The organism is Streptomyces boninensis, assembly GCF_048572725.1.
Taxonomy (GTDB): domain Bacteria; phylum Actinomycetota; class Actinomycetes; order Streptomycetales; family Streptomycetaceae; genus Streptomyces; species Streptomyces boninensis.
Genome location: NZ_CP183837.1, coordinates 7,387,565 through 7,407,635 on the forward strand (window position 1 = coordinate 7,387,565; position 20,071 = coordinate 7,407,635).

Consider the following 20,071-nt stretch of genomic DNA (forward strand, 5'->3'; position numbering starts at 1 on the left):
CGCGGGGCCCCTTGTCGTACGCCTGGATTTACTCCGGCTTCTTGCGGCGGCTGCCGAAGACGATCTCGTCCCAGGACGGGACCGCGGCGCGGCGGCCGGGGCGGACGCCGTCCGCCTCCGCCTGGCGGTCGGTGTTGCCCGTCAGGCGGTCGCGGTGGGCGCCCACCGAGCGCGGCATCAGGACGTCCGCATACGCCGAGCCGGCGCTCGCGGCCGGGGCCGGCGGCTCCTCGCGCTGCTCCTCCGGCTCCGTCGGCGGCATGACCGGCGGCACCGCCGGGGCCGGGGGCTCCGGCTCCGGGGCCCGCTCCTTCGGGACGGGCGCGGAGGGCGGGGGCGCGGGCTTCGGGACGACCATGTCGCCGCGGAAGTTCGGCACCGACTCCAGGAGGCTGGTCAGCGAGTCGCCCTTGCCCGAGCCGCTCGCGGGGTCGCCGGGGCGATCCCGGTCGCGGTCCCGGGACTCCTCCGGGCCCTGCGCGTCCCGCCCGGGCGCCTCGTCGCGCGGCAGCCGCGCGATCCGGGGCACGAACGGGAAGCTCGGCTCCGGCGCCTCATCGGTCTCGCCGATCAGCGAGCGGGCCTCGTCGTCCACGGCCTGGACGAGCCGCCGCGGCGGGTCGTACGTCCAGCCCGCGGAGTGCGGCGTGCCCGCGACCTGATAGCCGAGGACGACCTCCCAGGTGCCGTCGTCGCGGCGCCAGGAGTCCCACTGCACGGTGTCCTTGTCCGCCCCGCGCAGCAGCAGCCGCTCGGAGACGGCGTCGCCGAGCGTGGGGCCGCCGCCCGTCTCGCCGGGACGGCGCACGGGCGTCTTGCGGGCACGCTCGGCCATGAAGGCGCGCTCGGCGAGCACCGGACCCTCGAAGCGCCGGACCCGGTCCACCGGGATGCCGGCCAGCGAGGCGACCTCCTCCGCGGAGGCTCCGGCTCGTATGCGGGCCTGAATGTCGCGGGGCCGCAGGTGCGACTCGACCTCGATCTCGATCTGGCCGAGCCGGGCACGGTCGTTCCGGACGGCGGCGCGCAGCCGTTCGTCAATCGGAAGGGTGTACTCCGTCGAGTCCGCAGCCTTCAGCACCAGCCGTGTGCCGTCATTGCTGACGGCCACGACACGCAGTTCGGGCATGGGGACCTCCCGGGTGGTGCCTGCCGACGTCACGTGTGCGTCGCTGCTTCCGCTAGTCGAGTGTGGCCTGCCCGGGTGCAGCCTGCCACAACATTGCCGAGTTGCCCGGCGTGTCGGGCCGTGGGCCCGATGCGCCGTTATGGCACGGTTACCAGTTTGCAACGCAGAGTGACCGAGGAGTCACCTGCCGGACGGGACACCGGAGCACGGGTTCGCCACAGTACTCCATTCGGACCACCGTAGTGGACCGGCACGCCGCCTAAGTTCTCCGGGATTGCGGGAGTTGGTTGGCCGGGCTGTCCCGCGGCGTGGAGTGGATCACAGAATGTCCGTATTCGGAACTATCCGGTCCGCAAAGGTGTCGTTTCAGTCGAGGATGGGGGCCGAAAGAGCGATTTTTGGGATGGGGATGCAGAAACAGTCGGATACCGACACGGAACAGCCCGCCGACGGTCAGAAAAAGATCGAGCTGAGCGGCGCGCAGGTCGCGGGCAGCGCGGCGGCCACCGTGGTCACCGCGTTCCTCGCCTCCAGCATGGGCGTGTACGGCACGATCATCGGCGCCGGGGTGGTCAGCGTGGGCGCGACCGCGGGCGGCGCGGTGTTCCAGCACGTCTTCCGGCGCACGGGCGAGCAGATCAAGGAAGCGGCGGTGCACGGGCCGAAGGCGACGAAGGTCGCCAAGGCGCTGCCGGTGCTGAACAAGACCCGCGAGACGGCGGCGGTGACCGATGCCACGCGCCCGCTGAATGCCACGCAGATGATGCCGCAGGCGGACGCGACCGCGCTGCTGACCGCGGACGCGCCCGGCGCCGGAGGCTCGCCGCCCGGCGCCGGCGACCCGCCCCCCGGCGGCCCGCCTTCGGACGCCGGCTACGGCGACGCCACCGTCCACGGCTCCGCCAAGCGCGGCATGCGCTGGAAGCGCATCGCCCTCACCGCCGCCGGCGTCTTCGCCATCGGCATCGGCGCCATCACCGCGGTCGAGGCGGTGGCCGGCGAGTCGATGTCCGACGTGTGGGGGCGCGGCAACGGCGGCGGCACCAGCGTCGGCTCGATCTTCGGCGGCGGAGGCGGCGGTACGAGCACCGACGACTCGGAGCACCAGCAGCAGGACCAGCAGAAGGACGAGGACGGGAAGCAGGACAAGAAGTCCGGCGGCGGCGATACGGACCCGACCCCCGGGACCGGCGACGACGGCGCCACCAACACGTCCCCCGGCGCCTCCGAGGGCGGCCAGGGCGGTCAGGGCGGCGGCCAGAAGCCCGACCCGGGCAAGACGCCGGACACCGGCGGCGACTCCGGTCAGGGCGACGGCGGCAAGCAGTCCCCGGCCCCGACGCCGAAGCCGAGCACGTCGGACGGCGGCGGCGCCTCCCCGGAGGGCGGCAGTGCCGGGGCGGACGCCCAGCTGCCGAAATCGGAGTCCTCGGCGGGCTGACTCAGTCGCCGAGGACCCGCCGCAGATAGTCGTTCGCGAACACGCGCTCCGGGTCCAGCTGGTCCCGGAGCGCCGTGAACTCGCCGAAGCGCGGGTACGCGTCCGACAGATACGCAGCGTCACGGCTGTGCAGCTTCCCCCAGTGCGGGCGGCCGCCGTGCGCCGTCATGATCTCCTCGACCGCGGCGAAATACGCCTCATGGGGTGTCCCCCGGTACATGTGTACGGCTACGTACGCGGTATCCCGCCCCGACGCCGTCGACAGCGGGATGTCGTCGCCAGGGGCGACCCGTACCTCCACGGGGAAGCTGACCCGGAGTTCCGAGCGCTCCACCATCGCCTTCACCTCCCGGAGCGCGGCCACCGCCTCGCCTCGCGGCAGCGCGTACTCCATCTCCAGGAAGCGCACCCGGCGCGGGCTGGTGAAGACCTTGTAGGCGATGTCCGTGTACGTACGGGCCGACAGCGCGCGGCTGGAGATCTTCGCGATCGTGGGGATGGTGCCGGGCGCGGCCTTCCCCAGCGCGCAGGCCGCCTGGAAGACGCCGTTCGACAGGAACTCGTCCTCGAACCAGCCGCCCAGCGCCCCCACCGGCTTCGCCGGGCCCGCGCTGCGGTTGTTGCGCTTGGTGTTGCAGTTGTCCGTGTGCGGGAACCAGTAGAACTCGAAGTGCTCGTTCTCGGCCGCCAGCCGCTCGAAGTCCGCCGTGACCTTGTCGAAGGACATCGGCTCCTCGCGCGCGGTGAGCAGGAACATCGGCTCGACATGGAAGGTCACCGCCGTGACCACCCCGAGCGCGCCGAGCCCCAGCCGGGCCGCCGCGAAGATCTCCGGGTTCTCCTTCTCGGAGCACTGCAGCACCCGGCCGTCCGCCGTCACCAGTTCGAGCCCGGCGATCTGGGCGGCTATGGACGCCGAGTCGCGGCCGGTCCCGTGGGTGCCGGTGGCGGTGGCGCCGGAGACCGTCTGCTCCATGATGTCGCCCATGTTGGTCAGCGACAGGCCCTCGGCCGCCAGGGCCAGGTTGAGCTGCTTCAGCGGGGTCCCGGCGGCCGCCGTGACCGTCCCGGCCGCGCGGTCGATCGCGCGGATCCCGGCCAGCCGCTCCGGCCGGATCAGCACCCCGTCCGTGGCCGCCGCTGCCGTGAACGAGTGCCCCGTCCCGGCCGCCTTGACCTTCAGCCCGGCGGCGGCCGCGTCCCGCACCGCCTCCGCGACCTCGGAGGCCGTCGCGGGCGAGACGGTACGGACCGGCCGGGCCGTCACATTCCCCGCCCAATTGCGCCAGGTGCTGGTCGTGGTGGTGCTGGTCATGTGGGTCATGCCCTCCCGTAGCTCCGGTGCCGGGGATCCTACTCACAGGTCGCTTTAGGATCGATGGCATGTCCGAACTGCCTGAAGGGTCGCCCACGGCCCCGTACGACGCACTGCTCCTGCTCTCCTTCGGCGGCCCTGAGGGGCCCGATGACGTGGTGCCCTTCCTGGAGAACGTCACCAAGGGGCGCGGCATCCCGCGGGAGCGGCTGGAGGAGGTCGGGCAGCACTACTTCCTGTTCGGCGGTGTGAGCCCGATCAACGCGCAGAACCGCGAGCTGCTGGGCGCGCTGCGGAAGGACTTCGCGGACGCGGGGCTCGACCTGCCGGTCTACTGGGGGAACCGGAACTGGGCGCCGTACCTGACGGACACCCTGCGCGAGTTGGCGCAGGACGGCCGCGAGCGAGTGCTGGTGCTCGCCACCAGCGCTTACGCCTCGTACTCCGGCTGCCGCCAGTACCGCGAGAACCTCGCCGACGCGATCGCCGCGCTGCGGGCGGAGGGCATCGAACCGCCGCGCATCGACAAGCTGCGGCACTACTTCAACCACCCGGGCTTCATCGAGCCCATGGTCGAGGGCGTCCTGAGCGCGCTGCGGCAGCTCCCGGCCGACGTCCGCGACGGCGCCCGCATCGCCTTCTGCACCCACTCCATCCCGACCGCCTCCGCCGACACCTCAGGCCCGGTCGAGGACCACGGCGACGGCGGCGCGTACGTCGCCCAGCACCTGGACACCGCCCGCGTCATCGCCGAGCGGGTACGGGAGGCCACCGGCGTCGACCGCCCCTGGGAGCTCGTCTACCAGTCGCGCAGCGGCGCCCCCCACATCCCGTGGCTGGAGCCGGACATCTGTGATCACCTGGAGGAGGTGCACGGCGCCGGCGCGCCGGCCGTGGTGATGGCGCCGATCGGCTTCGTCTCCGACCACATGGAGGTCGTCTACGACCTCGACACCGAGGCCAGGGCGAAGGCCGAGGAGCTGGGCCTGCCGGTGGCCCGCTCGGCGACCGTGGGCGCCGACCCGCGCTTCGTCGCCGGGCTGCGGGAGCTGGTGCTGGAGCGGGCGGCCACCGAGCGCAATGCCGCCGGAGGCGGCGGAGCGGGCGGCCGGCAGCGCTGCGCCCTGGGCGCGATGGGGCCGAGCCACGACGTCTGCCCGGCGGGCTGCTGCCCGGCCCGTACGCTACGGCCCGCCGCCGCGGGCACCGACTGAGGAGCACTGTGAACGATAAGCTCAAGGACGACCTCCTCGCCCTCGCTCAGGAGGCCGCCCGCCGGGCCGGCGACCTGCTGCACGGCGGCCGCCCCGCCGACCTCGGGGTCGCCGCCACCAAGTCCAGCCCCATCGACGTGGTCACGGAGATGGACATCGCCTCGGAGAAGCTGATCACCGGCTTCCTGCTGGAGGCCCGGCCCGACGACGGGATCCTCGGCGAGGAGGGCGCGAATGTGGCCGGATCCAGCGGGGTGCGGTGGGTCATCGACCCGATCGACGGCACGGTGAACTACCTCTACGGGCGCCCCGACTGGTCGGTCTCGATCGCGGCCGAGTGCGAGGGCGAGACGGTCGTCGGCGTCGTCGCCGGGCCGCAGCGCGGGGAGACCTTCCACGCGGTGCTGGGGCGCGGCGCGTACCGGGAGGGCGCCGAGCTGCGCCACCGTCCGGCGCCGCCGCTGTCGGAGGCGCTGGTCGGCACCGGCTTCGGCTATCTGAAGGAGCGCCGGAAGGCCCAGGCCGAGGTCGTACGGGTGCTGCTGCCGCAGGTCCGCGACATCCGGCGGGCCGGGTCCGCGGCGCTCGACCTGTGCGATGTGGCGTGCGGGCGGCTGGACGCGTACTACGAACGGGGGCTGAACCCCTGGGACGCGGCGGCAGGCGACCTGATCGCCCGCGAGGCGGGCGCCCTGACCGGCGGCCGCCCCGGCGAGCCCGCGTCGCACGAGCTGACGGTGGCCGGGTCACCCGGCGTCTTCGAGCCGCTGCAGGCGATCCTGGAGGACTTGGGCGCCTGGCGCGACTGAGCACACGACAAGGCCCCCCGCTGCGAGCAGCGGGGGGCCTTGCTGTTGCTTGCGTCAGTGGGCCTGGCCGGCCTCCACCGGGACGCCGTGCTGTTCGGCGAGTCGGCGGAGGTCCTCCAGCTCTGCCTGTTCGACCTCGACGAGGAAGTCGTCGCCCGTCTCGCGGGCCTGCTCGATGTCGGACTCGGTATTCCTTATGCGCTGCAGAAGACCAGCGGTGAATGCGTCCATTTTGCGCCCCCTCGTCGGTATAGGTCGGTGGGCACGGGGTGTGCCGACGGTGGGTGATCACTTGGCGTGCCCGGTGAGCTACAGCTCGTGTGCCGTGCTCGGTAGGGGCATACACAGCGGTGATCGGCGGGTGTGGAGTCGTCCTCCCCGCCCCAGCGAACGGCAAAACATCGATAGCGGGAAAAAGATTCCACGGCCCCCACAGGGGTTCGCCGCGGCTCCCCTTACCACCGGTTTATGGTCCTTCCGTGCAGGATGGACGGGTGCACAAGCACGCAACGTGCACTCAATGTGAGGGCGAAGAAGAGGGAGACACCGCCTTGCGCGTACTCGTCGTCGAGGACGAGCAGCTGCTCGCCGATGCTGTTGCCACCGGTCTCCGCCGGGAGGCCATGGCGGTGGATGTGGTCTACGACGGCGCCGCCGCACTCGACCGCATCGATCTGAATGATTACGACGTCGTGGTTCTCGACCGCGACCTGCCCGTCGTCCATGGTGACGACGTCTGCCGCAAGCTCGTCGAGCTCGGGCTGCCCACCCGGGTGCTGATGCTGACCGCCGCCGGCGACATCAGCGACCGGGTGGAGGGCCTCGAGCTGGGCGCGGACGACTATCTGCCGAAGCCCTTCGCGTTCAGCGAGCTCATCGCGCGCGTACGGGCCCTGGGCCGGCGCACCACGGCCGCGCTGCCGCCCGTACTGGAGCGGTCCGGGATCCGGGTGGACCCGAACCGCCGCGAGGTGTCCAGGGACGGCCAGGAGATCCAGCTGGCGCCGAAGGAGTTCGCCGTCCTGGAGGTGCTGATGCGCGCCGACGGGGCCGTGGTCTCCGCGGAGCAGCTGCTGGAGAAGGCCTGGGACGAGAACACCGACCCGTTCACCAACGTGGTGCGCGTGACCGTCATGACGCTGCGCCGCAAGCTCGGCGAGCCCCCGGTGATCATCACCGTGCCGGGCTCCGGCTACCGGATCTAGGCCACCGGATCGAGCCATGGAAGACAGAGAGCTCCTGACCGCCCCCCAGCAGTCCGCGCCACCCCCGAAGCCCACCTGGGACCCGCGCGACCCCTCCCGGCAGTACCCGTGGCTGCGGCCCACCATCCGGATACGGCTCACGCTGCTGTACGGCGGCATGTTCCTGATGGCCGGGATGGTGCTGCTGACGATCATCTATCTGCTGGCCGCCCAGGCGCTGCACAACGGCGGCTCCTCGCCCTTCCGCGTCCTCGGCGACAGCCAGCTGCAGATGACCAGCAACTACTGCCCGGAGCTGCAGGGCCGCGAGCTGCCGTCGAACCAGTTCAACGACATCCTCGACGCCTGCGTGGCCAACCAGCGCGCGCACGCGCTGGACTCGCTGCTGCGCCGCTCGCTGCTGTCCCTCGTCGGCCTCACCATCGCCGCCTTCGCGCTCGGGTATCTGATGGCCGGCCGGGTGCTCTCGCCGCTCGGCCGGATCACCCGCACCGCCCGCAGCGTGGCCGGAAGTGATCTCCACAAGCGGATCGAGCTGGACGGCCCCGACGACGAGCTCAAGGAGCTCGCCGACACCTTCGACGAGATGCTCGACCGCCTCGACCGGGCCTTCAACGCCCAGCAGAGATTCGTGGCGAACGCGTCCCATGAGCTGCGTACGCCCCTGGCCATCAACCGGACGCTGCTGGAAGTGCAGATGTCCGACCCGGAGGCCACGCCCGAGCTGGCCCAGCTCGGCAAGACCCTGCTGGCCACCAATGAGCGCAGCGAGCAGCTGGTCGAGGGCCTGCTGCTGCTCGCCCGCAGTGAGAACGAGCTGGTCGAGCGGAAGCCCGTCGACCTCTCCGAGGTGGCCTCGCAGGCCGTCGACCAGGTGCGCACGGAGGCGGACACCAAGGGCGTCGAGCTCCGCGGCGTGCGCGCCCCGGCGTACGTCCAGGGCAATGGCGTGCTGCTTGAACGGGTGGCGCTGAATCTCGTACAGAACGCCGTGCGCTACAACCAGCGCGAGGGCGGCTGGGTCGAGGTCACCACCGAGGCGCATCCGGGCCATGCGGTGCTGGCCGTGTCCAATACGGGCCCGGTCGTCCCGGCGTACGAGGTGGACAACCTCTTCGAGCCGTTCCGCCGGCTGCGCACCGAGCGCACCGGCAGCGACAAGGGCGTCGGGCTCGGTCTGTCCATCGTCCGGTCCGTGACCCGCGCCCACGGCGGGACGGTCACGGCGGAGCCGCGTGAGGGGGGCGGGCTTGAGATTCGCGTCACACTCCCGGTCTGAGCAGCTCGGACCGAGTGTTTTACGCCAGTTTCCGACAAGGGAGGGTCCTGTGTGATCGATCACAATCCCGATGGCGTCCGAACGTGTGCGCTGGGGATCGCGATCGGCCCGGAAAAGTCCGGGAAGATCCGGGTTTCCGCAGGCCATAGAGGTGGGAACTACAGGGGGTGGCGCGCGCGAGTCCGCCATTCGGACCGTGTACGGTCCCCTTCGCCACCCGGCCCGATCACCTCTTCAGGGGTCCGGTTGGGTGTCGATTGCATAACAGGCCTTGAAGTGAGGCAAAATCTCCGCCTCGGGTCGGGCACAAGTCCGGCCTCTCACGCGTTACGAGCGCTGGAGACACCGCAAACACCCAGAGGGGGAGAGCGACAACCATGGCAACGGATTACGACACTCCACGCAAGACCGATGACGACGTCGAGAACGACAGCATCGAGGAGCTGAAGGCCCGGCGGAACGACAAGTCCGCGTCCAATGTCGACGTCGACGAGTTCGAGGCCGCGGAGGGCATGGAGCTGCCCGGCGCCGACCTGTCGAACGAAGAGCTCGCGGTGCGGGTGCTGCCCAAGCAGGAGGACGAGTTCACCTGCATGAGCTGCTTCCTGGTGCACCACCGCAGCCAGCTGGCCGCCGAGAAGAACGGCCAGCCGATCTGCCGCGACTGCGCGGCCTGAGGTCGGACGCGTGAAGCGCGTGGGGCGCAAGGAACGCGAGGAACAGGCCGACGGGCTTGACCAGCCCGGCAAGGCCGTAGAGGTCGCCAAGGCGCGCCCGCTGGGGCGCGCCCGCGCCGCGGCCGGTGCGGTCACCGACCTGATCATCGCGAACGCCCCGCGCATCCCCGTCCGCGACCTCGACACCCTGCGGCGTCAGTTTCCCGGCCTCGGCCCTGAAGAGCTTGCCGACAAGCTCGTCGCCGGGGCCGAGAAGGGCACCGCCACCGTAGGGGCCGGAGTCGGGGCGGCGGCGATGCTGCCCGTACCGCCCGCGATGCCGGCCGAGCTGGCCGCGGAGCTGACCGGGGTGGCGTCGATAGAGCTGAAGCTCATCGCCGAGCTGCATGAGGTGTACGGCGCCCGGCCGGCCGGCAATGCCCGGCAGCGGGCCGCGGCTTACCTCGGCGCGTGGGCCGACGAGCGGGGGATCGATCCTTTGAAGCCGCGCACGCTGAACGGCGTGCTCGGCACCCAGATGCGCAGGGAGCTGCGCCAGCGCGTCCTGAAGCGGACGCTGCGGAATCTGCCGACGCTGGCGCCGTTCATGATCGGCGCCGCCGCGGGGGCGATCATGAATCGCCGCGAGACGCACCACCTCGCCGACCGGATCCGCCGGGATCTGCGGCGCCGGCAGGTGTACTGGGAGGCGCTGGAGCCTTCGCCTCTTGAGCGGCCTGCCCTGCCGGGCATGGTTATCGAGCCGACTGAAGAGCGCTGACGAGCTTCTCCGGCTGCCGCGTCGACAAGTACAAGTACGGCGTCGGGTCCTCCGGATCGGTGACTTCCACCCGTACCGCCGTCGGCACATACGCGCGCAGCAGCATGTACGCCCGCGTGTCCGCCTTATGCGTGCGCCAGGCCCTCGCCTCCTCCGCGTCCAGCGGCTCCGCCTTGCCGAGGGCGGTGAGCGGGATGCGGGCCGTGGGGGTGACCAGCGAGTCGGAGACGACGCGGATGCGGGCCGAGCCGTACGAGCTGACCGCCACGCCCGCGAGGACGAGGCCGGCGGCGAGGCCGCCGAGGGAGGCCAGGACGCCGTACGGCGTCACGATCAGGGCCCCCGCGAGGCCGGTCAGGGCCACGATGAGCCACCACGAGCGCGGGGCGCTCAGACGTTCTTCGTACGACTGCGTTGAAGCCATGTGCCAAGCCTGCCACGCGCGCGGGTAGGGTCTGACCACGTGAGTGCCAGTACGAACCTGAAGCCGCCGGAGCGGCATCCGGACGCGCCCGCGCCCGGCGAGCTCCTCGGCCCCCACTACGACGAGTGCTTCGGCTGCGGCGGCGGCCAGGAGCACGGGCTGCACCTCGCCGCGCGGGCGGGTGAAGGCGTCAGCGTCACCGCGGAGTTCACGGTCAAGAAGGCCCACCAGGGCGCGCCCGGACTCGCCCACGGCGGCGTCCTCGCCAGCGCGCTGGACGAGACCCTCGGCTCGCTGAACTGGCTGCTGCGGGTCATCGCCGTCACCGGCCGGCTGGAGACGGACTTCGTCCGCCCCGTGCCCGTAGACACGAAGCTGCATCTCGACGCCAGGGTCACCGGGCGCCAGGGCCGCAAGATCTACTCCACCGCCACCGGCCGCCTCGGCGGCCCCGACGGCGAGATCGCGGTCAAGGCCGACGCCCTGTTCATCGAGGTGAAGGTGGACCACTTCATCGAGCACGGCCGCGACGAAGAGATCAAGGCCGCCATGGACGACCCGGACCAGGTCCGCCGCGCCCGCGCCTTCGAGGTGAACCCGTGACCCGTGAGCCCGTCGACATCCTCATCCGCCGCACCGACCCCGAGGTGCCGCTGCCGTCGTACGCACATCCGGGCGACGCCGGCGTCGACCTGGTGACGACCGAGGCCGCCGAGCTCGCCCCCGGCGAGCGGGTGCTGCTGGGCACCGGTGTGGCTATCGCGCTGCCTGATGGGTACGCGGCCTTCGTGCACCCGCGGTCGGGTCTCGCGGCCCGCTGCGGCGTCACGCTGGTGAATGCCCCGGGAACCGTGGATGCCGGGTACCGTGGGGAAATCAAGGTGAATGTGGTCAACCTCGATCCGCGCGAAAGCGTCAAGATCGAGCGATTCGACCGGATCGCCCAGCTGGTGGTCCAGCAGGTGGAGAAGGCCCGCTTCCATGAGGTGGCCGAGCTCCCCGGCTCCGCCAGGGGCGCGGGGGGTCATGGATCCACGGGAGGTCACGCCTCGCTGGGGGATCTCACCGCTGCCCAGGGTTACGCTTCGGTCGTTGCCGACCGGGAAGGACAGTGACGTGTTCGGACGTCGTCGCAAGGGGCACGAGGAGCCCGTCGACCAGCTCGCCGACGGCGCTGAGGCCGAGGTCGACGAGGAGGAGCCGGAGGACGAGAAGTCCTCGTACGCCCTCCCGCCCGCGCCGCGGCCCGACGGGCCGTGGGACATCACGGAGGTGGACGCCCCCGAGGAGGGCCGCGTAGACCTCGGCGGGGTGTACGTGCCCGGGGTCGACGGCATGGAGCTGCGGGTGGAGGTCGCCGGCGAGGAGATCGTCGCCGCGACCGTGGTGCTGCGCGACAGCGCCGTACAGCTGCAGGCCTTCGCCGCCCCCAAGAACGAGGGCATCTGGGGCGAGGTGCGCGCCGAGATCGCCTCGGGCATCACCCAGCAGGGCGGCATCGTCGACGAGATCGAGGGGCCGCTGGGCTGGGAGCTGCGGGCGCAGGTGCCGGTGCAGCTGCCGGACGGCAAGAGCGGCGTGCAGGTGGTCCGCTTCGTGGGCGTGGACGGCCCGCGCTGGTTCCTGCGCGGCGTGATCTCCGGCCAGGGCGCGGTGCAGCCGCAGGCCGCCGGGGTGCTGGAGCAGATCTTCCGCGACGCCGTCGTGGTCCGCGGCGAGTCGCCAATGGCGCCCCGCGACCCGATCGTCCTGAAGCTGCCGAGCGACGCCCAGATGGTGCCGGACGGGGTCCAGCAGGACCAGCAGGAGGGCTCCCGCTTCGCGGGCGGCATCGACCAGCTGCAGCGCGGCCCGGAGATCACCGAGGTCCGCTAGGCACGCGTAGTCCCACACGGCAGGCGGCGTCCGGAGCTTCCGGGCGCCGCCTGCGGCGTGTCGTGGGCGGCCGTAACGAATCCGTCAAGTCGGCGGTCCGTGGCCTGACATGATCCTGACCTTGTCCCGTACGCTCCGCGACAGGGTCTGGACCACGTACGGGGGTGCGCGACGGCATGACCGCCACCGCGGGGGGCACGGTGCGGCCGCGGCCGCGCGTGTTAAGACGGCGGCCGCGGCACGGGCTCGTGCTCGCGGCGGCCGGGCTCGCCGTGCTGCTCGCGGTCACCGTGCTGGCGGCCCTGGTGGCGCTCACCGAGCACGAGGCGGAGCAGGGCGCGCAGCGGCGGCTCGCCGCCGAGCAGGGCGCGGCGGTCCGGGTCACCGGGCGTTACGACGCCGAGGGGGTGCGCGCGGCGGACGGGCCCGTACGGGCCGCGCTGGCCCGGGTCTACGGCGGGGTGCCGCAGCGCACCGAGACGCTGCTGCGGGCGCCCGCCGACGACACCGACCAGCTGACCGTGCGCTCCGGCGGCAGCATCAGCCTCTCCGACAACACCCTTGAAGCCGCCGTGGCGCTCACCCTGCTGGCGCCCGAGCGGCCCGCCCGGCATGTGCGGCTCACCGCGGGCCGCTGGCCGGCGGCCGGGGACGCGCTGCAGATCGCGGTGCACAGCGACTTCGCGGAGCGGCACCGGCTGCGCCCCGGCAGCACGCTGATCCTGGGCGGGAAGGACGACACCCTGCAGGCGCGGATCACCGGCACCTACCGGCCGCGCGACGCCGATGCCCCGCTGTGGGACCGGATGACGGGCAGCTTCGGCACTCCGGACAGCGTGGCGCTGACGGCGCCGGGCGCCTTCGCCCGTACGCCGAAGCTCGCCGGGGACGCGACCGCGACCTGGCTGGCGGTGCCGGACGCGGCGCGGCTGCGGCTGGGTGACATCGGGCCGCTGCGCGAGCGGTCGGCGGCGTTCGGCGGCAGCAAGCCGGAGCTCACGGTCTTCCAGGGGCGGCGGGCGCCGATCGCGGACGCCGAGGCCGAGGCCGACCTGCCGTACGCGCTGCGCACCCTGGACGTCCCGGTCTCGGTGACCCGCGCCGGCATGTACATTCCGGCGGCGCTGCTGGCCGCGCTGGCCACGGCCACGCTGCTGCTGACCGCCCGGCAGCTCGCCGCGCACCGCGAGGCCGAGCAGGCGCTGCGGGCGGCCCGCGGCGGCGGCACGCTGCACCTGGCGGGCGCGGCGGCGGCGCACTGGGCGCTGGTCGCGGTGCCCGCCGCGGTCGCAGGCCCGCTGCTGGCCGGGCCGCTGCTGCGGCTGCTGCACGACGCCGGGCTGCTGGACGCCGCGCCGCCGCCGACCGCCGCCACCGCGGCGGGCTGGACGGTCGCGGCGGGCGCCCTGCTGGTGCACGGCGCCGCGGTGCTCGGTCCTGCCGTACGGGCCGCGCGGGACCGGCGGGCGCTGGTCCGGCTGCGGTGGCGCGGGGCGCGCTGGGCGGGCTTCCAGCGCGCCGGTACGGACCTGGCGCTGGCGGCGGTCGCGGTGCTGGCCTGGCGGCAGCTGGTGACGTATCGCAGTCCGGTGGCGGGCGGCGGCACCCTCGATCCGGTGCTGGTGCTCGCGCCGGTCGCGATGACGGCCGCCGCCGTGCTGCTCGCGCTGCGGCTGCTGCCGCTCGCCGGCCGCGCCCTCGACCGGCTCGCCCGCTGCTCCAGCGGCCTGGTGCTGCCGCTCGGCGGCTGGCAGCTGGGCCGCCGCTCGGGCGGGCATGCGGGGCCGCTGCTGCTCGTGGCGCTGGCCCTCGCGGTGGCCACGCTGAGCGGCACCGCCGTGGCGATCATGGAGCGCGGCGACCGCGACCAGGCCGCCTTCCAGGTCGGGGCGGACCTGCAGGTGCGGCCGGAGGGCGACAAGGAGGGCTATGTGCCAGGGCCGCAGCGGCGCGGGCGGCTGGAGCAACTGCCCGGGATCGCCGCCGTGAGTCCGGTCGTCGACGTACCGACCACCGTGGGCGGCGAGTCGGCAGGCCTGACCGCCGTGAACGCCCGCGCGCTGGCCCCCACGCAGCGCGCGGGCGGCAGCGGCCCGGCACCCGCCGCCCGGCCGGACATCACCGGCGGCGAGCTGGGCGGGCAGCTGCGGCGGCTCGCCCCGAAGCCACCCGCCCACGGCATCCCGCTGCCGGGCCGGCCGCGCTCACTCGACCTGCGGGTCCGGCTGGACGCCAGTGGCCCCGGCACCCCGGAGCCGTTCCGGCTCGGGGTGACGCTGGAGGACGCCGACGGCCTGGCGCACGACGTCGGGCAGGTGCTGCCGGCCGCCGACGGCAAGGCGCGGGACATCCGGATCGAGCTCGGCCGGCGCGCGTATCCGCTGCGCATCACGTCGCTGCAGCTGAGCACCCAGCGCGAGAGCGAGCGGCGCACGTACCGGCTGACCATCGACAGGTTCAAGGCCGCCGGCGAGGACGTGGAGTGGCGTGACGTCATGCCCGAGGGGCCGGCGAAGCGGCTGGCCGGCTGCCCGGGCACGGGCGGCCCCGGGCGGCCGGAAGCCTATGCGCGGGACGCCACCGGATACGTGCTGTGCGAGCACCGGCCGGGCCCCGGAAAGCTGCTCGACGCCGTGCTGCGCGGGCCCAACACCGCGCTGCCGGAGAAGTGGCTGAGCTGGCGGCTCGGGCTCGGGCTCGACTATCCGCGGCGGGAGCCGCTGCCGCCGGTGCCCGCGCTCGCCGACGACCGCCTGATCAGCTCCGGCGAGGCCCGGCCGGGCCAGCGGGTCGAGGTCACGGTCGACAACCAGAAGGTCCCGGTCGAAATCGTCGGCCGGATCGGCGCCGTCCCCGGCTTCGACCACCGGGAGCCGCGGCTGCTGGTGGACAGCGGCATGCTGTCGGCCGTCCTGGTGCGGCTCGGCCGCGCCCCGCTGAGCGACGAGGCGTTCTGGTGGCTCTCGGCGGACGGCGGCGACGCCTCCGCCGCGCTCGCCGCCGTCCGCCGCGCCCCGGAGCTGGGCACCGCCACCGACATCCCGCACACCCGGACGGACCTCGCCGCCGCACCGCTGCGCACCGCCCCCGAGACGGCGTACGTGCTGTGCCTCGTGCTCGCCCCGGCCTTCGCGGTGATCGGCTTCGCGCTGCACACCGTGCTCGCGGTCCGGCGGCGGGCCGGCGAGTTCGCGCTGCTGCGGGCGCTCGGGGTGCGCCGCCGGCAGGTCACCGGGGTGCTGTGGACCGAGCAGCTCGGCCTGGCGCTGTACGGGGCGGTGGTCGGGGCGGTCGCCGGGACCGCGCTGGCCTGCGTCGTCACGCCGGTGTTCGGGGTCGACGAGCACGGCGCGGCGGTCTACCCCGAGCTGGTGCCGGTCGTGCCGTGGGGGCGGGTGCTGCTGCTCACCGCCGGTACGGCGCTGGTCATCTGCCTCGCCGTGACGGCCGCGGCCCGGGTGCTGGCGCGGGTGGAGCTCGCGCGGGTGCTGCGGGCGGGCGAGGAGGAGGGCGGCGCATGACACGCACACCCCCGGCACTGCGCGAGATACGGGCCGAACTGCCGCTGCTCGCCGGGCTGCTGGTGCTGATCGCGCTGCTCGCCGGCGGCAGCGCCGCCGCCGCGCCGCTGCTGGACCGGACGGAGGGGCGGGTGCTGGCGGCCCGGCTCGCCGACGCGCAGGAGTCCGACGCGGCGATCCGCTTCAGCAGAAGCTTCCGGCCGGGCCTCGACTTCGACAAGAACGTGAAGGCGCCCGTGCTCGCCTCCGACCTCCAGGTGATTCGCGGCAATCTGGCCAAGCAGCGCCCGAAGCACCTGGTCGGCCCGCTCGGGCTGCCGACCGCGCACATCGCCCTGCCGGAAACCGGTGCCAGGATCGGCGGGCGGCCGACCCTGCTGCGGCTGCTGCACACCGACGACGCGCCGCGGGCCCCGGCCTACGTGGCCGGCCGGCCGCCGCGCGCCGCCGGGCCCGGCGAGCCGGTCGAGATCGCCGTCTCCACCCGCACCCGGGACGCGCTGCGGCTGCGGCCCGGGTCCCGTATCGACGCCAACGCGCCGGGCCAGCACCTCGGCGGCGTCTACCGGCGGCACGGCTACACGGGGCCGATGGTGGTCAGCGGCGTCTTCCGGACGCCCGCGGCGCGCGGCCCGGCCGCGCTCGGCAAGGTGCGGCCGCTGCTCGCGCAGCCGCTGCGGGCCGACGGGGTGGTGCAGGCCGAGGCGCTGTTCGCGCTCGGGTCGCTGCCTGCCGTCTTCCAGGGCGGCACGGCGCAGTTCACCGTGGACTGGCGGGTCCCGCTGCGGCTGACCGGGGCGCGGGCCGCGCGGTACGCCGGGGACGACGGCAGGGCCGGGCTGATCCGCGGGCTCGCGGCGTACCGGCAGGCGGGGGAGGCGCACATCTGGGACGACATCGTGGTGCTGAACTCGTACGCCGTCGGCCGGAACCTGGCGCCCGACGTCGAGGACGAGGCCACGCCGGTGATCCGGCGGCTCGGCGGCGAGTGGGGGCAGGCCGCGCTGCTGAGCTCGTTCGCGCTGGCCGCCGTGGCCGCGGTCGGGCTGGCCACCGTCGCGGTCGTCGCGCGGCTGGCGGTGGTCCGCCGGGCCGCCAGGGACCAGCTGCGCCGGGCCCGGGGCGCCTCGGCGACGGGGCTGGCCGCGGAACGGGCGCTGCTCACCGCGCCGTTCGCGGCCGCCGGGCTGGCGGCGGGACTGCTCGCCGCCCGGCTCGCGGTGCCCGCCGGAACGTCGCTGCAGATGGGGTGGGCCGTCGCGGTCGCCGCGGCGGCCTGGCTCGCGGCGCCGGCGCTGACCGCCGCCGGCACCCGGGAACACCGGCTGCGCCGCGCGGAGCCCGACACCGGCGTCCGGCGCCCTGCCCGGGTCCGGCTCACCGCGGAGGCGGCGGTGCTGCTGACGGCCGTCGCCGGCATCGTCGCGCTGCGGGTCCGCGGCACCACCTCGGGCCCCGACCCGCAGCTGGCCGCGGTGCCGGTGCTGGCCGGGCTCGCGGTCGTCGTCGTGCTGATCCGGCTGTATCCGCTGCCCGTACGGGCCCTGGCCAGGCTCGCAGGGCGCGGCCGCGGCGCCGTCGGGCTCATCGCGCTGGCCAGGGCGGCCAAGGAGGCGCCGGCCAAGGCGCTCGCGCTGCTGGTGCTCGTGACCACCCTGGGCACGGCGGTCTTCACCGGCCTGGTCTCCGAGACCGTCACCGAGGGCCGGCGCACCGGCCTCGACTGGCGCACCGGCGGCGCCGACGCCGTGGTCACCGGCCTGCAGAACGAGGGCGCCGAGCTGCGGGCGGCCCCCGGCGTCGAGCACGCCGTGCCCGTCACCGGGTACAGCACCGGCCTGGTCAGCGACCGTACGGGTCTGAGCAGGCGCACCGCCGACCTGGTGGCCTTCGACCCCGGCCGGCTGGCGGCGGCCAGGCCCGGCGCACCGGCCGCAGGGGCACTGCGCGGGCTCGGCGCCGCCGAACGGCGCGGCGGCCGCGTCGAGATACCGGCCGTGGGCTCCGCGGGCACCGCGGGCGACACCTACACCGCCGACTTCAAGGGCGCCTCCGTACACCTCCGCGTCGTCGCCGAACTCGGCCGGGACGCGGCCGCGGACCCGGTGCTCGGGCCGCTGCTCCGGGCCCGCGGCGACGCCCCGGGCAGCTCCGCCCCGCTGCTGCTCACCGACGCCCGCGCGATGGCGGCGGCCGAGCGCGCCGGGATGCGGGAGCCCGGCGAGCGGGTGCTGCTGCTGTACGGCGAGCGCATTGATCCCGCGCAGCTGCGCGCCCTGGCCACGGCGAGCGGGGTCGTCGGACTCCGGGCGGACGACGCGCTGATCTTCCGTACCGAAGAGCGGGCGGCCGGTGCGGGCGACGTGCTGCGGCCCGCGCAGCGGGTGAGCGCCGTGTGCGGGGCGGCCGCGGCCCTGCTGGCGCTGCTCGCGGTGCTGCTGGAGCTGGCGCTGACCGCACCCGAGCGCGGGCGCACCCTGGCACGGCTGCGGCTGCTCGGCTTCGGCAGCCGCCCGGCCACCGCGCTCAACGCGCTGCAGCTGCTGCCGATGACCCTGGCCGCGGTGGCCGGCGGGACGGCGCTCGGCCTGGCGCTGCCCGCGGTCCTCGGGCCCGCCCTGGAACTGCGCGACCTGGCCGGCACCCCGGCGGAACCGGCCCTGCAGACCGACTATGTGCTCACCGCGGCCCTGGCCGCCGGTGTGGTCGCGCTGGTGGCGTGCGCGGTGGCCCTGGAGACGGCGGCCGCCGGGCGGCGCGGCTCGGGGGCCACGCTGAGACTGGGAGACGAGACATGACACCACCTGATCGCGCACCGGCGGCCGAGGGCGAGGTCATCCACTGCGAGAACCTCGTCCGCATCTTCCGTACCGACGGCGTCGAGGTGCAGGCGCTGCAGGGCCTCGACCTGACCGTCGCCGCCGGCGAGATGACCGCGCTCGTCGGCGCCTCCGGCTCCGGCAAGTCCACCCTCCTCGGCATCCTCTCCGGCCTCGACCTGCCCACCGCGGGCCGGGCCGCCGTCGCCGGGCACGACCTGCTCGCCATGGGCCGCCGCGAGCGGCTCGGCTACCGGCGCGGCACCGTTGGCTTCATCTGGCAGCAGACCGCCCGCAATCTGCTGCCGCAGCTGACCGCGCTGGAGAACGTGATGCTGCCGATGAAATATGCCCGCAGCCCCCGCCGCGAGCGCCGCACCCGCGCCGCCGAGCTGCTCGGCGCCCTCGGCATCGGCGACTGCCGCGACCGCACCCCCGCCGAACTGTCCGGCGGCGAGCAGCAGCGCGTAGCCGTCGCCGTGGCCGCCGCGAACGGGCCGCGGGTGCTGCTCGCCGACGAGCCCACCGGCGAGCTGGACAGCGCGAGCGGGGCGGAGGTGTTCGGCGCGCTGCGGCGGGCCAACGAGGAGCTCGGCGCCACCGTCCTCGTCGTCACCCACGACACCCAGGTCTCCGAGCACGTGCGCCGTACGATCAGGATCCGCGACGGCCGCACCTCGACGGAGACGCTGCGGGACGGCGCCGCGGCGGGCGGCGCCGAGGAGTACGCCGTACTCGACCGGGTGGGGCGGCTGCAGCTGCCGCGCGAGTACGTTGACCGCTACCGGCTCCGCGACCGGGTCAGGCTCACGCCGGAGGAGGACCACATCGGCGTGTGGCGGGCCGGTGCGGACGACGAGGAGAAGGGGGAGGACGCGTCATGAGCGTCGTCACCGTGCAGGACGTCCACCACACCTACGGCAGCGGCCCCACCGCCGTACACGCCCTGCGCGGCGTCTCGCTCGAGGTGGCGCCCGGTGAGCTCGTCGCGCTGCGCGGCCGCTCCGGGTCGGGCAAGACCACGCTGCTGAACCTGATCGGCGGGCTCGACTCCACCCAGCAGGGCCGGATCACCGTCGACGGCCGCGACCTCGCCGGCATGAGCGAGGCCGAGCGGCTCGGGCTGCGCCGGGACCGGATCGGCTTCGTCTTCCAGTCCTTCGGGCTGATCCCGATCCTGAGCGCCGCCGAGAACGTCGGCGTGCCGCTGCGGCTGCGCCGCACCCCGGCGCGGGAGCGCGAGGAGCGGGTGGCGCTGCTGCTCGCCCTCGTCGGCCTCACCGACCACGCCGCGCAGCGCCCCGGCGAGCTCTCCGGCGGCCAGCAGCAGCGCGTCGCCGTCGCCCGCGCCCTGGCCAACCATCCGGCGCTGCTGATCGCCGACGAGCCCACCGGGCAGCTGGACGCGGACACCTCGGTCGAGGTGCTGCGGCTGCTGCGTTCGGTCGTACGGGATGAGGGCGTCACCGCGATCATCGCCACCCACGACCAGCAGGTCCTCGACGTCGCCGACCGGGTGCTGGAGCTGGGCGACGGGCTGCTGGCCCCCGGGGACCCGGCGCATCAGGAAAGCGTCAAGACCGTCTGAGCAGGGCCTCCCGTC

General features: G+C 74.1%; 18 protein-coding genes. 14 read left to right on the forward strand and 4 right to left on the reverse strand.

The window, feature by feature from the left end; all coding sequences use genetic code 11:
* Positions 1–28: 28 nt before the first annotated feature.
* Positions 29–1,162: a septation protein SepH gene (gene sepH / locus ACNNMR_RS33670; RefSeq protein WP_419998471.1), complete on the reverse strand. Its 1,134-nt coding sequence runs from the start codon at positions 1,160–1,162 to the stop codon at positions 29–31.
* Between the two features lie 370 nt (positions 1,163–1,532).
* On the opposite strand from sepH, the gene ACNNMR_RS33675 reads away from it, so the two are divergent.
* Positions 1,533–2,570 (forward strand): hypothetical protein, encoded by a 1,038-nt coding sequence (locus ACNNMR_RS33675; protein WP_419998472.1) that lies wholly within the window; start codon positions 1,533–1,535, stop codon positions 2,568–2,570.
* A 1-nt stretch (position 2,571) separates the two neighbouring features.
* Here the strand turns inward: ACNNMR_RS33675 and ACNNMR_RS33680 are convergent, their stop codons facing one another.
* Positions 2,572–3,885: a D-arabinono-1,4-lactone oxidase gene (locus ACNNMR_RS33680; RefSeq protein WP_419998473.1), complete on the reverse strand. Its 1,314-nt coding sequence runs from the start codon at positions 3,883–3,885 to the stop codon at positions 2,572–2,574.
* Positions 3,886–3,953: 68 nt separating this feature from the next.
* Here ACNNMR_RS33680 and ACNNMR_RS33685 point away from each other — a divergent pair, with 68 nt between their 5' ends.
* Both ACNNMR_RS33685 and ACNNMR_RS33690 read left to right on the forward strand, forming a co-directional pair.
* Positions 3,954–5,099 carry a ferrochelatase gene (locus ACNNMR_RS33685; RefSeq protein WP_419998474.1) on the forward strand — a complete coding sequence of 382 codons (1,146 nt, stop codon included), beginning with the start codon at positions 3,954–3,956 and terminating at the stop codon, positions 5,097–5,099.
* Positions 5,100–5,107: 8 nt separating this feature from the next.
* Positions 5,108–5,908, forward strand: a complete 801-nt coding sequence (locus ACNNMR_RS33690) for an inositol monophosphatase family protein (protein WP_419998475.1) — start codon at positions 5,108–5,110, stop codon at positions 5,906–5,908.
* Between the two features lie 54 nt (positions 5,909–5,962).
* On the opposite strand, the gene ACNNMR_RS33695 is transcribed toward ACNNMR_RS33690, so the two are convergent.
* A complete protein-coding gene (locus ACNNMR_RS33695) occupies positions 5,963–6,139 on the reverse strand; it encodes a hypothetical protein (RefSeq protein WP_419998476.1) in 177 nt (58 codons plus the stop codon).
* 320 nt (positions 6,140–6,459) lie between these two features.
* On the opposite strand from ACNNMR_RS33695, the gene ACNNMR_RS33700 reads away from it, so the two are divergent.
* From ACNNMR_RS33700 to ACNNMR_RS33715, 4 genes are all read left to right on the forward strand, one after another.
* Positions 6,460–7,113: a response regulator transcription factor gene (locus ACNNMR_RS33700; RefSeq protein WP_419998477.1), complete on the forward strand. Its 654-nt coding sequence runs from the start codon at positions 6,460–6,462 to the stop codon at positions 7,111–7,113.
* 16 nt (positions 7,114–7,129) lie between these two features.
* On the forward strand, positions 7,130–8,392 hold the full coding sequence (locus ACNNMR_RS33705; RefSeq protein ID WP_419998478.1) for a sensor histidine kinase: 1,263 nt from the start codon (positions 7,130–7,132) through the stop codon (positions 8,390–8,392).
* A gap of 377 nt (positions 8,393–8,769) precedes the next feature.
* Positions 8,770–9,069, forward strand: coding sequence for a DUF4193 domain-containing protein (locus ACNNMR_RS33710; protein ID WP_419998479.1), 300 nt, complete (start codon positions 8,770–8,772; stop codon positions 9,067–9,069).
* Positions 9,070–9,169: 100 nt separating this feature from the next.
* Entirely contained in the window at positions 9,170–9,829 is a 660-nt protein-coding gene (locus tag ACNNMR_RS33715) for a hypothetical protein (protein WP_420000573.1), read from the forward strand.
* Here ACNNMR_RS33715 and ACNNMR_RS33720 read toward each other — a convergent pair.
* Positions 9,804–10,253 carry a DUF3093 domain-containing protein gene (locus tag ACNNMR_RS33720; RefSeq protein ID WP_419998480.1) on the reverse strand — a complete coding sequence of 150 codons (450 nt, stop codon included), beginning with the start codon at positions 10,251–10,253 and terminating at the stop codon, positions 9,804–9,806. The two genes, ACNNMR_RS33715 and ACNNMR_RS33720, sit on opposite strands and share 26 nt — an antisense overlap.
* 39 nt (positions 10,254–10,292) lie before the next feature.
* Between ACNNMR_RS33720 and ACNNMR_RS33725 the strand changes: the two genes are divergently transcribed.
* The 7 genes from ACNNMR_RS33725 (at position 10,293) to ACNNMR_RS33755 (ending at position 20,056) form a co-directional block, all read left to right on the forward strand.
* On the forward strand, positions 10,293–10,856 hold the full coding sequence (locus tag ACNNMR_RS33725) for a PaaI family thioesterase (protein WP_419998481.1): 564 nt from the start codon (positions 10,293–10,295) through the stop codon (positions 10,854–10,856).
* Entirely contained in the window at positions 10,853–11,368 is a 516-nt protein-coding gene (dut, locus tag ACNNMR_RS33730) for a dUTP diphosphatase (RefSeq protein ID WP_419998482.1), read from the forward strand. The genes ACNNMR_RS33725 and dut overlap by 4 nt, the downstream gene beginning before the upstream one ends.
* Position 11,369: 1 nt before the next feature.
* Positions 11,370–12,128: a DUF3710 domain-containing protein gene (locus ACNNMR_RS33735; RefSeq protein ID WP_419998483.1), complete on the forward strand. Its 759-nt coding sequence runs from the start codon at positions 11,370–11,372 to the stop codon at positions 12,126–12,128.
* 176 nt (positions 12,129–12,304) lie between these two features.
* Positions 12,305–15,649, forward strand: a complete 3,345-nt coding sequence (locus tag ACNNMR_RS33740) for an FtsX-like permease family protein (protein WP_419998484.1) — start codon at positions 12,305–12,307, stop codon at positions 15,647–15,649.
* Positions 15,646–18,447, forward strand: a complete 2,802-nt coding sequence (locus ACNNMR_RS33745) for a hypothetical protein (protein ID WP_419998485.1) — start codon at positions 15,646–15,648, stop codon at positions 18,445–18,447. The genes ACNNMR_RS33740 and ACNNMR_RS33745 overlap by 4 nt, the downstream gene beginning before the upstream one ends.
* The gene (locus ACNNMR_RS33750) at positions 18,444–19,352 is read left to right on the forward strand and encodes an ABC transporter ATP-binding protein (protein ID WP_419998486.1); all 909 of its coding nucleotides are present in this window, start codon (positions 18,444–18,446) and stop codon (positions 19,350–19,352) included. Before ACNNMR_RS33745 ends, ACNNMR_RS33750 begins: the two co-directional genes overlap by 4 nt.
* Positions 19,349–20,056 (forward strand): ABC transporter ATP-binding protein, encoded by a 708-nt coding sequence (locus ACNNMR_RS33755; protein WP_419998487.1) that lies wholly within the window; start codon positions 19,349–19,351, stop codon positions 20,054–20,056. The genes ACNNMR_RS33750 and ACNNMR_RS33755 overlap by 4 nt, the downstream gene beginning before the upstream one ends.
* Positions 20,057–20,071 lie beyond the last annotated feature (15 nt).